Source organism: Bradyrhizobium sp. 153 (assembly GCF_023073835.1).
In the GTDB taxonomy this organism is placed as follows: domain Bacteria; phylum Pseudomonadota; class Alphaproteobacteria; order Rhizobiales; family Xanthobacteraceae; genus Bradyrhizobium.
Map to the genome: position 1 here is coordinate 40,861 of NZ_JADPKH010000103.1, position 11,805 is coordinate 52,665.

Genomic DNA, 11,805 nt, shown 5'->3' on the forward strand with positions numbered 1-11,805 from the left:
CCAGGATCCATAATCCCCGAGGGCGTGTCGCGCGAAGCTGCTAACGACGAATCTTCGCCAGACCTCTCCCTCGAGTGGCGGGTGCTGCATCTGCACTTCGCTACTTCCCCGTCAACTCGCCCTTCGCTCCAACCACAACCCCCGCCTTCCTCTCGATCGGCTTGATTGCCGCGGTGAAGTCGGACTCGGCGCCTTCCGCGCTGATCACCGTCTCCCACAACCGTCCTACGGCATCAGCGACTTCCATCGACAGCCCGAGCTGCTTCATCTCCTCCAGCGCCAGCCGCACGTCCTTCACCATCAATCCCGTGGCGAAACCGAAGTCGAAGGTGCGCGGCAGAACCGAACGCGGAAACTTGTCGCGGCTCGCCGTGTTCATGCCCGAGCCCGCATTGATGACGTCGATCATCACGGCGGGATCGAGCCCGGCCTTGACACCCATCACGACGGCTTCCGACGTTGCCACGATGGCCGTGGCCGACAGGAAATTGTTGGCGAGCTTCATGGTCTGCGCTGCGCCCGGCTTCTCGCCGATGAAGAACACCTTTCCGATCACGTCGAGCGCCGGCTTGAGCAGCTCGAACTCGGCTTTCGGGCCGGAGACCATCACCGCCAGCGTGCCTTTCTCGGCGCCGCCGACCCCGCCGGACACGGGGCAGTCGACCTGCACGATGTTGCGTTTGGCGAGCAGGCCGTGAATCTTCGAAGCCATTTGCGAGCCGACCGTCGACAGATCGACGAAGCGTTTCGCGCGCCTGCCCTCGATCACGCCGTTTGCGCCCGTCGCGACCTCGAGCGAGGCCTGCAGCGATGGCAGGCTCGCCATCACCGTCTCGACCTGGTCGGCGACATCCTTGGGTGATGTCGCAGCCGTCGCGCCGCGTGCCATCAGCCTGTCGACGACCTCCTTGCGCGTGTCGAACACGACGAGCTGGTGTCCGGCCTCAATCAGCCGTCGCGCCATCGGGAAACCCATGTTTCCGAGCCCGATGAATCCGATGTCCATGCTGTTTCCTTGGGTTTGTTATTCGTTGTCGTGAAAGATGCGCACTCCACCCTCGGAGTCGTCCCGGACAAGCGCGGCTCAAGCGCGCGCCGATCGAGATTTGCGCTGACGCTTGTCCGGGATGACGGCGGCGGTGGCTCGCCCTCACGCCTTCCCATCGATCTCCGCAAACACCTCGCGCGCGATGCGGAAGCTGTCGACGGCGGCCGGCATGCCGCCATAGATCGCGACCTGCATCAGGATCTCGCGGATCTCCTCCCGGGTGACGCCGTTGGTCAGTGCGCCCTTCAGATGCGCGCGGAGCTCGTGCTGGCGGTTGAGGATCGCGATCATCGCGATGTTGAGCATGCTGCGGGTCTTGCGCGGCAGTTCCTCGCGGCCCCACACCGCGCCCCAGCAATATTCGTTGAGCATCTCCTGGAACGGACGGTTGAAATCGTCGACGTTCGTCAGGGCGTTGTTGACATAGGCCTCGCCCAGCACTGCTTTGCGGACTTCCAGGCCCTTGTCGTGCATCTTCTTGTCCATGGCGTTTCCTTCGTTTTCCTCGGAATGGCGTCGCGGAAATTACGGGGTTGCGCCGGGCCAGTCACGTCCTCGTGTTATGCGGGAAAAGGGGTGTCTCCCGTGCCGGAATGGATGCCTCAGTGCTGCCGTTGTGGTAGGCTTCGCTCTACCGGGCAACCTGGAGAGCTGATTGAACGGCGTCACCCCCGACCCGTCAGACCCGATCCGCGAGGGCGACGCTCTGTCGCGGCTGAAGCTGGCGCAGGCCCTCGATCGGGCGACCTATGCCATCGCGTGGGAGCGTGCTTGGCCGAATTTGGCGCGGCTTTTGACTGTCGCCGGCCTTTTCCTGGTGGTGTCCTGGGCCGGCCTTTGGCTGTCCTTGCCGTTTGTCGCCCGCGCGATCGGTCTCGTCATCTTCGCCGGCATCGCGATTGCTGCCCTGTTCCCGTTGATTCGCTTTCGCTGGCCAGGCCGTGATGAGGCGCTGAGCCGGCTCGACCGTGGCTCCGGCATCCGTCACCGCCCGGCCACCACGCTCACGGACACGCTGAGCTCACAAGACCCGGTTGCCAAGGCGCTGTGGCAGGCGCAACGCGAGCGCACGCTGGCCTCGCTCAAGCGCATCCGCGCCGGTCTGCCGCATCCGCGGCTCGCGTTTCACGATCCTTGGGCGCTGCGTGCACTCGTCATGGTGATGCTGGTTGCGACCTTCTTCGCCGCCGGCGACGAGCGCGCGATGCGGCTCCGGGCCGCCTTTGACTGGAATGGCGTGCTGGCCCCGACCAATGTTCGCGTCGACGCTTGGGTGACGCCCCCGCTTTACACCGGCAAGCCGCCGGTCATCCTGTCGGCCGCCAACAAGGAAGCCGCGGCATTGCCGGCCAGCGGACCGCTTGCCGTCCCCGCCGGCTCGACCCTGATCGTGCGCTCCTCCGGCGGCAGCCTCGATGTCGCGGTCTCCGGCGGCCTCAAGGAGGTCGCCCCGGTGGAAGCCGCGCCCAAGGGCACCAACGAAAAGCACTTTGCCATCGCCGCCGACGGCACCGCGCATGTCCGCGCGCCCTCCGGCCAGCCGCAATGGACCTTCACGGCGACACCGGACCGTCCCCCGACAATCGCGCTCGCCAAGGACCCCGAGCGGCAGGCACGCGGCGCGCTCCAGCTCTCCTACAAGATCGAGGACGATTACGGCGTCACCGGTGCCGACGCGCACATTGCGCTGCGCCCCGCCGACGCCAAGGATGCCGGCAAGTATGGCGCCAAAGATACCGCCAAGGATAACAAGGACAACAGCAAGGACGCCGACGGCAAAGGCGCGGCGCGGCCGCTGTTCCAGCCGCCGCAATTCCCGCTCGTGCTGCCGAACGCGCGCACCCGTAACGGCGTCGGCCAGACGGTGAAGGACCTCAGCGAGGATCCCTATGCCGGCGCCGAGGTCACGCTGACGCTCACCGCCAAGGACGAGGCCGGCAACGAGGCGCGAAGCGAGCCCTTCAACATGCGCCTGCCCGAACGGCTGTTCACGAACTCGCTCGCGCGCGCGCTGATCGAGCAGCGCCGCATCCTCGCGCTCGACGCCAACAGGAATTCCGACGTCTACACCGCGCTCGACGCGCTGATGATCGCGCCCGAATTGTTCACGCCGGATGCCGGCTGCTATCTCGGCCTGCGCAGCCTGGCGTCCCAGCTCGAGGCGGCCCGCACCGACGAGGCGCTGCGCGAGGTGGTGGCGAGCATGTGGGCGTTCGCGGTCACCATCGAGGACGACGGCGTCGCCGGCAGCGTCAACGCGGCGCTGCGTTCGGCGCAGGACGCGCTCAAGGCGGCGCTGGAACGCGGCGCCAGCGAGGACGAGATCAGGGTGCTGACGCAAAAGCTCCGCGAGGCCATGGCCGGCAAGGTACGCGACCTCGCCCGGCGCGCCGAGCAAAATCCGCTCGGAGCGCGGCAGCCGTTCCCCGCGGAGGTCCAGCTCATCCTCGACAAGGCGATCGAGCTGCGACAGAAGACCCAGCATGCGACGCCCGAGCAGCTCGAAGAGCTGGCGCAGCAGCAGGACACATTGCGCGAGCAGCTTCAGGCCTATCGGAAGTCGGCAAGCAGCCGTGCCAACAAGACGGGGGACGACAAGACCAACCAGTTTACGCGGGACCGGAAATGCGGAAGCTAGCACGCGTGCCAGTCTTAAAGGCGATGTCGATCGCATGTGTCGCCCTGCTGCTCTGCGGCGTCTCGCCGGTCGCTGCCCAGCTGGATCAGGATCCTGACGCGCTGCTCGACAGCGCCGAAAAGGCGATGCAGGAGTCCGGCGACAGCCTCAGGCAGAAGGAATCCGGCAAGAGCCTGAGCAATCAGTCTGACGCCATCCAGAAGCTGGAGGAGTACAAGCGGGCGACGGAACGCAGCCAATCCTCCAGCCGCGATCGCAATGTCATCACGCAGCGCGATCTGGACGACCTCCTGAGGCAGATCGAGAAGGCGGCGCGCGAAGGCAACCGCGAGGCGGCCCAGCGCATGCTCGAGCAGCTCGCGCAGATCATGGAAAATCTCCAGATGGCGCAGCCCGGGCAATCCGGCGACAGCGACATGGAGCAGGCGCTCAACGAGCTCAGCGACATGATCCGCAAGCAGCAGCAATTGCGCGACAAGACGTTCAAGCAGGGCCAGGACTCCCGGCGCGACCGCTCGCGCGGCAAGCAGCAGGGCGACCAGTCGATGTCGGACCTCCAGCAGGACCAGCAGGCGCTGCGCGACCGTCTGAAGAAGTTGCAGGACGAACTCGCCAAGCGCGGCCTCGCGCAGAAGGGACAAAAAGGTCAGAGTCAGAAAGGGCAGAAGGGTCAGCAGGGCGACCAGGGCCAGCCCGGCCAGAATGGCGATCAGGACGGCGACCAGGGCGACGAAGACAGCAGTCTGGACGACGCCGACGGGGCCATGGGCGATGCCGGGTCGAAACTCGGCGAGGGCAACGCCGACGGCGCCGTGGATTCGCAGGGCAAGGCCCTCGATGCCTTGCGCAAGGGCGCGCAGAAGATGGCCGAGGCCATGCAGCAGGGCGACGGCGACGGGCAGGGCGATGGTCCCGGCAATCGGGCCGGCCGTCAGCAGAGCGGCGCCAATCAGACCGATCCGCTGGGCCGTCCGCTTCACGGCCGCGATCTCAGCGACGACTACACCGTCAAGATCCCCGGCGAGATCGACGCCCAGCGTGTCCGCCGCATCCTCGAAGAGCTCCGCCGCCGCTTAGGCGATACCTCGCGCCCGCAGATCGAGCTCGACTATATCGAGCGCCTGCTCAAGGATTTTTGACCTCACACTCGATGTCATCGCCCGCCTTGTGCGCTTGCGCACTGGGGCGGGCCATCCAGTATTCCGACACAATTGTGATCCGAACGATAGGCGACAGCGTACTGGATGCCCCGCCTTCGCGGAGCATGACAGCGGTATGCTTGGCTAATGCCGCCCGCTACCCCTTCCTCGCCGCCAGCGCATCCGCCACGGCGGTGCGGATGTCGGCGACCGAGAACGGTTTTGTCACGACGTCATGCACCAGCGCATTGAGGTTCGAGGCGCGCTCGCGCTGGTCGGCAAATCCGGTCATCAAGAGAATGGTCAGGTCGGGGAAATCGCGCGCGGCGGAGAGGGCGAGCGCGATGCCGTCCATGACGGGCATCTGGATGTCGGTAAGCAGCAGGTCGAACGCCCCGTCCTCGCGGGTCAGGATCTCCAGCGCCTCGGCGCCGTCTTGCGCGGTGACGGTCTCGTGGCCGTCGATGGCGATGGCGCGCGCCACCAGCGTGCGCATCGAATCCTCGTCGTCGGCGATCAGGATTTTCGGCATCAGACAAACCTCGGGACCAACTCCCGCGCGGATCTTGTGAGGCTGATTATACGCTGCCGCCGGCAATGTCGCGCCGGTTGAAGAAGCGAACGTCGATATTGCGGCCTTCCGGCGGCGGCGAGGCCAGGCGCGAGCGGAAGAAGGCGCGCTCGCCGGGCCGCAGCACGGTCTGCTCCAGCACCGTGTTCCAGGCGTAGATCTCCGCTCCTTGCGCGTCGCGCACGGCGAAGCGCAGGCGCGGGATGTCGAGCGGCTTCTTGCCCTCGCCGACGATCACGCCCTCGATCACCAGCACCTGCTTACCGTCCACGGTCTCGCTGGATAGTTTGACGTCCTTGAAGGCCAACCCTCTCAGATTAACCTCGAGCCCCACCATCTTGTAGAACGCCGCCGTCTGCGGCAGCAGCCGCACCATGTCGCCGCGCCAGATCACCAGTGCCAGCACCAGCGCGCCCATGGCGGCGCAGCCGGTCGGCAGGCCGAAATGGGATTTTCGCGGCGCCGCGGTGGCGGCCGGGCGACTGACCCGCGCGCCGCGGCGACGGAACAGGCCGCGGAACCAGGACTGGTGCTGCGCGCCGGCGACGTCCTCCTCGACGGCCCGGGCCGCCGCCGACCACTCGTCCTCGATCTCCTTGGTGTCCTCGGTCGGCCAGTCGCTGGCGATCGAGGGGCTTTCGACAACCGGAGTGTCGGGGGTGCTATCGTCCTTGGCGTATGAGTTCCACTGCGCGGCGAGGTCGGCCTGGTCCTCGGCCTGGCTTGCCGCAGCCATGGCCGGGATGGACGCCTCCTCGATCGCATCCTCGGCATGGGCGACCCAGGTCTCCTTGCAACGGGAGCAGCGCACTGTCCGGCCGTTCGCACCCAGGCTCGCAGGCTTGATGGCGTAGGATGTCGTACAATGAGGGCAGACGATATGCATGGACGAGCCTTGATGCATGGACTGGTCTTGACGATGTCACGGTCGCGGAGAACCGGGTTGCTCTTATGCTACCGGGCGAGCGTTAACGAACCGGAAACCATAACGGTCGCAAAACCCGTTAGTCGCGTTTGGCGGGGTGCAGCCGTGTGGCCCGCGCCCCTTCTCGAACGGAGCTGAGCTTGGTTCGGTTCGAAAATGTCGGATTGCGTTACGGTCTGGGGCCGGAGGTTCTGCGCGACCTCAACTTCCAGATCCCGGCGCATTCCTTCCAGTTCCTCACCGGACCGTCCGGCGCCGGCAAGACCTCGCTGTTGCGCCTGTTGTTCCTGTCGCATCGGCCGACGCGGGGCCTCGTCAATCTGTTCGGCCAGGACATCTCGCGGCTCGGCAAGGACGAGATCGCCGACCTGCGCAAGCGCATCGGCATCGTGCTCCAGGATTTCCGCCTGCTCGACCACATGACGACCTATGAAAACGTCGCGCTGCCATTCCGCGTCATGGGGCGTAGCGAGTCGAGCTATCGCAAGGAGGTCATCGATCTTCTGCGCTGGGTCGGCCTCGGCGATCGCATGGATGCGCTGCCGCCGATCCTGTCCGGCGGCGAAAAGCAGCGCGCGGCGATCGCCCGCGCCGTGATCTCGCGCCCGCAGCTGCTGCTCGCGGACGAGCCGACCGGCAGCGTCGACCCGACGCTCGGCCGCCGCCTGCTGCGGCTGTTCATCGAGCTCAACAAATCAGGCACGGCCGTCATTATCGCGACCCATGACATCGGCCTGATGGACCAGTACGAGGCGCGGCGCCTGGTGCTGCATCAGGGACGGCTGCACGTCTATGAGTAGGACCGACGAGCGCGGCGTGCTGGTTGACCTCGGGCAGGAGCGTCCGCAGCTTCCGGCCCAGGCGCGCAACATGTCGCCGATCGTGCCGCGTGCCTCGATCCACGGCCGCGCGCTGGTCGCCGTCGTCGCCATCATGACCTTCCTCGCCTCGATGACGACCGGCACGGTGCTGCTGGTCAGCGCTTCCGCCGCCGAATGGCAGTCGGAGGTCGCGAGCGAAATCACCATCCAGGTCCGTCCGCAGGCTGGCCGCGATCTCGAACGCGATACCGCGGCGGTGACGGAGGCGATGCGCGCGCAAGCCGGCATCGTCGAGGTCAAGCCGTTCAGCAAGGACGAAAGCGGCAAGCTGCTCGAGCCCTGGCTCGGCACCGGCCTGTCGATGGACGATCTGCCGGTGCCGCGCATGATCATCGCGCGCGTGCAGCCGGGCACGCCGCTCGATCTCGGCGTCCTGCGCGCGCGGGTCACCCAGGTGGCGCCGAGCGCGAGTGTCGACGATCATCGCGCCTGGATCGAGCGCATGCGCTCGATGACCAACGCCACCGTGCTCGCCGGCATCGGCATTCTCGCCCTCGTCATCATCGCCACCATCATCTCGGTTTCGTTCGCGACCCGCGGCGCCATGGCGGCGAACCGCCCGATCGTCGAGGTCCTGCATTTCGTCGGCGCCGGCGACCGTTACATCGCCAACCGCTTCCTGCGCCACTTCCTCAGGCTGGGCCTGGAGGGCGGCGTGATCGGGGGCGGCGCCGCCATGCTGGTGTTCGGCTTCTCCGAGTCGATCGCCGGCTGGTTCTCCGGCACCCCTGTCGGCGATCAGTTCGCCGCGCTGCTCGGCACCTTCTCGCTGCGGCCATCCGGCTACATCGTGCTCGCGGTCCAGGCGGTGCTGATCGGCGCCATCACCGCGGTCGCCTCCCGCCAGACGCTGTTCGCGACGCTGAATGATATCGATTGAGTGTTGGGTGATAGCGGCTTCTTCGCCTCTCGCCGCTGGCGGGGAGCGGGAGCGCACTGGCGACGCGGCGAGAGGAGGTGTGCCTTCCGCTCGCAGAGCCCAATAACCAGACTCCACTTCGCCTCAAAACGTCTTAAAATCACCTCTGGGAAGGGATCACCGACATCGCATGACCTCGCCGACCGACGATCGATCGCCAAAACTGCCGCGCGGCTGGCTGCGCGCGGCAATCGTGTCGACGATCGCGCTTGCCTTCATCGGCGCGGCAGCAGGCTTCGTTGCGTTCCTGTCGCAATTGCGCGGCGCCGAGATGGTGCCGGATCGCAAGGCGGACGGCATCGTGGTGCTGACCGGCGGCTCCTCCCGGGTGTCGGACGCGATGGAGCTGCTCGCTGCCGGCTACGGCAGGAGGCTCCTGATATCGGGCGTGCATCCGACTTCGACGGCGAGCGACATCTCCCGCACCCTGCCGGAGAACCACTCCTTCATGACCTGCTGCGTCGACCTCGACCGCACCGCGCTCTCGACGCGCGGCAATGCGGCGGAGGCGCGGCGCTGGGCCGAGGGGCGCCAGTTCAAATCGCTGATCGTGGTCACCTCGAACTATCACATGCCCCGCGCGCTGGTGGAATTCTCCCATGCGATGCCGCAGACCACATTGATCCCGTTCGCGGTGGTCGGGGACAAATGGCGCGAGGAGCCGTGGTGGACTTCGGCGCCGACGTTGCGGCTGCTGCTGTCGGAATACGCCAAGTACGTCGCGGCCGAGCTCAGGGTGCGGCTGGAGAATTTCGGGATTGACCTTTCGCCCGAAGTGTCGGAGCAGCCTGTGGGCGTGCAGCCGAAGCGGCCCGCCACAGCACAGGCCAATTGACCGGCAATTGATCGGATCGTCGATGTTCCTGATTTTCCTGCGCTCGCTCGTGTTCAACGTGCTGTTCTACGCCGTGCTGGTGTGCCTGGCGATCGTGGCGCTGCCGACCTTCGCATTGCCGCCGCGCGCCATGCTGACGGTCGCGGAATGGTGGGCGAAGGCGACGCTGATCCTGATGCGCGTGATCTGCAACATCAAGGTGGAATTCCGCGGGGTCGAGAAGATCCCGCAGGGACCGTTGCTGGTCGTGGCAAAGCACCAGTCGTTCTGGGAGACGTTCGTGCTACCCGGCTTTTTCGATCACCCGATCTTCATCCTCAAGCGCCAGCTCATGCAGATCCCGGTCTTTGGTCAATTCCTGGTCAAGACCGGCATGATCGCGATCGATCGCAATGCCGGCGTGAAGGCGCTGCTGGACATGACGCGGCGGGCGCGCGAGGCCGTGCGCGGCGGCCGCCAGCTCGTGATCTTTCCGGAAGGCACGCGCCGTGCGCCGGGCGCTGCCCCCGCCTACAAGACAGGGTTTGCGCAGATCTACTCCTCCTGCGGCGTGCAGTGCCTGCCGGTCGCGCTCAATTCCGGCCTGTTCTGGCCGCGCCGCACCTTCATGCGCTATCCTGGCACGCTGGTGGTGGAATTCCTCGATCCACTGCCGTCGGGCCTGCCGAAGGACGAGTTTCGCGCGCGCGTGCAGACGGCGATCGAAGACGCGACCGGCCGTCTCGTCGAAGCCGGCCGGAAAGAGCAGGAGCACTTGATCGGCTCCGCGCCGAGCTACGCGCGGTCGGACAGTTAGCGGTTCTCTCGATCTTCGGTCGGCGCCGGCGCGTGCAGGGAATGCGCATCGCCGTGCAGCATCGTCGCAAGCTGGTGCAGCTGCGTGTCGCGAAAGCCTTCGGCCTCGATCGCTTTCACCGTCGCGGTGACGTAGTCGCGATTGGCGCCGGACTGGCCATGGCCCTGGATGACATGGCGGTGCTGCTCGGTGAGCGAGAGCCGGCCGGCATATTGGACATGACCGCGGTCGACGACATAAGTGAGTGCGGAGACGCGCTGCCGCGCATCGTTCTCCAGCCATACTGAGCGCATGACCTCGCGGTAGACCGAGGTGACCTGCTCGCGTGCCCGCAAATTGGCGACGACCTCGCTGCGGTTCTTCTCGGCGACGCGGAAGGCGATGCCGCGGCAGGCGCCGCCGCGGTCGAGCCCGAGCACCAGGCCCGGCTTTTCCGGCGTGCCGCGGTGCACGAAGGAATAGACGCACAGCGCGCGATGCTCGCCGACCAGCCGCGCCGGGACGCGCTCCTCGAATTCGAACCCCGGCCGCCACATCAGCGAGCCGTAGCCGAACACCCAGAGGTCGCCCTTGGCGGTGGTGACGGAGGGGAGGGTGATTTCCGACATTTCGGGCACGGCTAAAGCATGATCCGGAAAAGTGTGAAGCGGCCTTCCGAAAAGATCATGCTCAAACAAGGAGCTAAAGCGCGATGACGATTTTTCCAAATCGCGCCGCGCTTTAGCAGAACCGTGCCCCCAAGCGAAGCGGATTCTCCGCCTTTCGTCGGGGGCGGACCTCGCTTACATTTGCCTGAATCTGGGGTCAAAGGGTCGCCGCATGTCCAATATGACCGTTGCCACAGGCCGTCGCTCCCGTTGGGGCCTTTTCATCGCGCCCGCTCTCGTCCTGATCCTCGCGGTCGCCTGGAGCTGTTTCTGGTTCTACGCGGCGTCGCAGGCCGAAATCGCCGCAGACGCCTGGCGCGCGCAGGAGGCCAAATCCGGACGCGTCTATGATTGCGCCAAGCGCTCGATCGCGGGATTCCCGTTCCGCTTCGAGGTCCAGTGCTCCGGCGCCAGCGTCGCCCTGGTGTCGCAGAATGCGAGCAAGACGCCGTTTACGGCGAAGCTCGACAACATCCTGGTCGTCGCCCAGGTCTACGACCCCAAGCTCGTCATCGCGGAGTTCTCCGCGCCGGCGACGCTGACTGACGGCGTCACGCAAAACACCTTCGTGGTGAACTGGAGCAAGGGCCGCGCCAGCGTGGTCGGTCTGCCGGCCGTGCCGGATCGCGCCTCCATCGTGTTCGACGATCCCGGCCTCAACCGTCTCGACGGCAGCGTGCAGGTGCCGCTCGCGCGCGCCAAGCAGGTCGAGCTGCACGGCCGCCTCGCGGACGGATCGTCGTCCGATCATCCGGTCATCGAGACGGTGCTCCATGTCGCGCAGGGCAGCATCCAGGGCGTTCATCCCTTGCTCGCCGAGCCGTTCGAGGCGGACACGCGCGCGAAGGTCACGGGCCTTACGGACGTCACGCCAAAACCCTGGCCGCAGCGCTTCCGCGAGATCCAGGCCGCCGGCGGCCATATCGAGATCGTGCAGTCGCGGATCCAGCAGGGCGAGATGATCGCGGTTGCGGCCGGCACGCTCGGCCTCTCGGCCAGTGGCCGGCTCGACGGCGAATTGCAGATGACGGTGACGGGCCTCGAGCGCGTGATCCCGGCGCTCGGCATCGAGAAGATACTGGAGGAGGGTGTACCGCAGGCAACGCTCGACCGCGTCGCGCCGGGCGTGAAGTCGCAGGATCTCAACAATCTCTTCGGCGCCCTCGACCGCGCCGTTCCGGGCCTCGGCAAGGTCATCAAGCAGAACGCCAATGCCGGCGTCGCCGCCGGCATCAATTCGATCGGCACCGAGAGCACGCTCGAGGGCAAGAAGGCGAGAAGCTTTCCGCTAAAATTCGTCGACGGCGCCGTGCTGCTCGGTCCGGTCAAGGTCGGCCAGATCCCGCCGCTGTATTGACTCGCCGTCATTCCGGAGCATTTGCGAAGCGAATGAACCGGAATCTCGA

Annotated in this window: 12 protein-coding genes; 7 read left to right on the top strand and 5 right to left on the bottom strand. The window is 66.3% G+C overall.

Features of this window, described 5'->3' with window-relative positions; all coding sequences use genetic code 11:
• Positions 1-100: 100 nt before the first annotated feature.
• Together IVA91_RS26365 and IVA91_RS26370 are read right to left on the bottom strand one after the other, a co-directional pair.
• Positions 101-1,006, bottom strand: coding sequence for an NAD(P)-dependent oxidoreductase (locus IVA91_RS26365; protein WP_247279697.1), 906 nt, complete (start codon positions 1,004-1,006; stop codon positions 101-103).
• Positions 1,007-1,150: 144 nt separating this feature from the next.
• Positions 1,151-1,534 (bottom strand): carboxymuconolactone decarboxylase family protein, encoded by a 384-nt coding sequence (locus tag IVA91_RS26370; RefSeq protein ID WP_247279696.1) that lies wholly within the window; start codon positions 1,532-1,534, stop codon positions 1,151-1,153.
• Positions 1,535-1,703: 169 nt separating this feature from the next.
• Between IVA91_RS26370 and IVA91_RS26375 the strand changes: the two genes are divergently transcribed.
• On the top strand, positions 1,704-3,686 hold the full coding sequence (locus IVA91_RS26375) for a TIGR02302 family protein (RefSeq protein WP_247279695.1): 1,983 nt from the start codon (positions 1,704-1,706) through the stop codon (positions 3,684-3,686).
• Complete coding sequence (locus tag IVA91_RS26380) at positions 3,674-4,825, top strand: DUF4175 family protein (RefSeq protein WP_247279694.1); 1,152 nt, start codon at positions 3,674-3,676, stop codon at positions 4,823-4,825. The genes IVA91_RS26375 and IVA91_RS26380 overlap by 13 nt, the downstream gene beginning before the upstream one ends.
• Before the next feature lie 157 nt (positions 4,826-4,982).
• Here IVA91_RS26380 and IVA91_RS26385 read toward each other — a convergent pair whose 3' ends face one another.
• Together IVA91_RS26385 and IVA91_RS26390 are read right to left on the bottom strand one after the other, a co-directional pair.
• Complete coding sequence (locus tag IVA91_RS26385; RefSeq protein WP_247279693.1) at positions 4,983-5,357, bottom strand: response regulator; 375 nt, start codon at positions 5,355-5,357, stop codon at positions 4,983-4,985.
• 46 nt (positions 5,358-5,403) lie between these two features.
• Complete coding sequence (locus IVA91_RS26390; RefSeq protein ID WP_247279736.1) at positions 5,404-6,282, bottom strand: MJ0042-type zinc finger domain-containing protein; 879 nt, start codon at positions 6,280-6,282, stop codon at positions 5,404-5,406.
• A gap of 179 nt (positions 6,283-6,461) precedes the next feature.
• Between IVA91_RS26390 and ftsE the strand changes: the two genes are divergently transcribed.
• From ftsE to IVA91_RS26410, 4 genes are all read left to right on the top strand, one after another.
• The gene (gene ftsE / locus IVA91_RS26395; protein WP_247279692.1) at positions 6,462-7,121 is read left to right on the top strand and encodes a cell division ATP-binding protein FtsE; all 660 of its coding nucleotides are present in this window, start codon (positions 6,462-6,464) and stop codon (positions 7,119-7,121) included.
• Positions 7,114-8,082 (top strand): ABC transporter permease, encoded by a 969-nt coding sequence (locus IVA91_RS26400; protein ID WP_247279691.1) that lies wholly within the window; start codon positions 7,114-7,116, stop codon positions 8,080-8,082. Before ftsE ends, IVA91_RS26400 begins: the two co-directional genes overlap by 8 nt.
• Positions 8,083-8,251: 169 nt before the next feature.
• The gene (locus tag IVA91_RS26405; RefSeq protein ID WP_247279690.1) at positions 8,252-8,956 is read left to right on the top strand and encodes a YdcF family protein; all 705 of its coding nucleotides are present in this window, start codon (positions 8,252-8,254) and stop codon (positions 8,954-8,956) included.
• A gap of 22 nt (positions 8,957-8,978) precedes the next feature.
• Positions 8,979-9,752, top strand: a complete 774-nt coding sequence (locus IVA91_RS26410) for a lysophospholipid acyltransferase family protein (protein ID WP_247279689.1) — start codon at positions 8,979-8,981, stop codon at positions 9,750-9,752.
• Here the strand turns inward: IVA91_RS26410 and IVA91_RS26415 are convergent.
• Complete coding sequence (locus IVA91_RS26415) at positions 9,749-10,360, bottom strand: gamma-glutamylcyclotransferase (RefSeq protein ID WP_247279688.1); 612 nt, start codon at positions 10,358-10,360, stop codon at positions 9,749-9,751. The two genes, IVA91_RS26410 and IVA91_RS26415, sit on opposite strands and share 4 nt — an antisense overlap.
• A 211-nt stretch (positions 10,361-10,571) precedes the next feature.
• Here IVA91_RS26415 and IVA91_RS26420 point away from each other — a divergent pair, with 211 nt between their 5' ends.
• Complete coding sequence (locus IVA91_RS26420) at positions 10,572-11,756, top strand: DUF2125 domain-containing protein (RefSeq protein WP_247279687.1); 1,185 nt, start codon at positions 10,572-10,574, stop codon at positions 11,754-11,756.
• The last annotated feature ends 49 nt before the right edge of the window (positions 11,757-11,805 follow it).

Excerpts from the sequence above, each read along its gene's own strand:
- IVA91_RS26365 (WP_247279697.1), bottom strand. The coding sequence starts at position 1,006 with ATGGACATCGGATTCATCGGGCTCGGAAACATGGGTTTCCCGATGGCG.
- IVA91_RS26370 (WP_247279696.1), bottom strand. The coding sequence starts at position 1,534 with ATGGACAAGAAGATGCACGACAAGGGCCTGGAAGTCCGCAAAGCAGTG.
- IVA91_RS26380 (WP_247279694.1), top strand. The coding sequence starts at position 3,674 with ATGCGGAAGCTAGCACGCGTGCCAGTCTTAAAGGCGATGTCGATCGCA.
- IVA91_RS26385 (WP_247279693.1), bottom strand. The coding sequence starts at position 5,357 with ATGCCGAAAATCCTGATCGCCGACGACGAGGATTCGATGCGCACGCTG.
- IVA91_RS26390 (WP_247279736.1), bottom strand. The coding sequence starts at position 6,282 with ATGCATATCGTCTGCCCTCATTGTACGACATCCTACGCCATCAAGCCT.
- IVA91_RS26400 (WP_247279691.1), top strand. The coding sequence starts at position 7,114 with ATGAGTAGGACCGACGAGCGCGGCGTGCTGGTTGACCTCGGGCAGGAG.
- IVA91_RS26405 (WP_247279690.1), top strand. The coding sequence starts at position 8,252 with ATGACCTCGCCGACCGACGATCGATCGCCAAAACTGCCGCGCGGCTGG.
- IVA91_RS26410 (WP_247279689.1), top strand. The coding sequence starts at position 8,979 with ATGTTCCTGATTTTCCTGCGCTCGCTCGTGTTCAACGTGCTGTTCTAC.
- IVA91_RS26415 (WP_247279688.1), bottom strand. The coding sequence starts at position 10,360 with ATGTCGGAAATCACCCTCCCCTCCGTCACCACCGCCAAGGGCGACCTC.
- IVA91_RS26420 (WP_247279687.1), top strand. The coding sequence starts at position 10,572 with ATGTCCAATATGACCGTTGCCACAGGCCGTCGCTCCCGTTGGGGCCTT.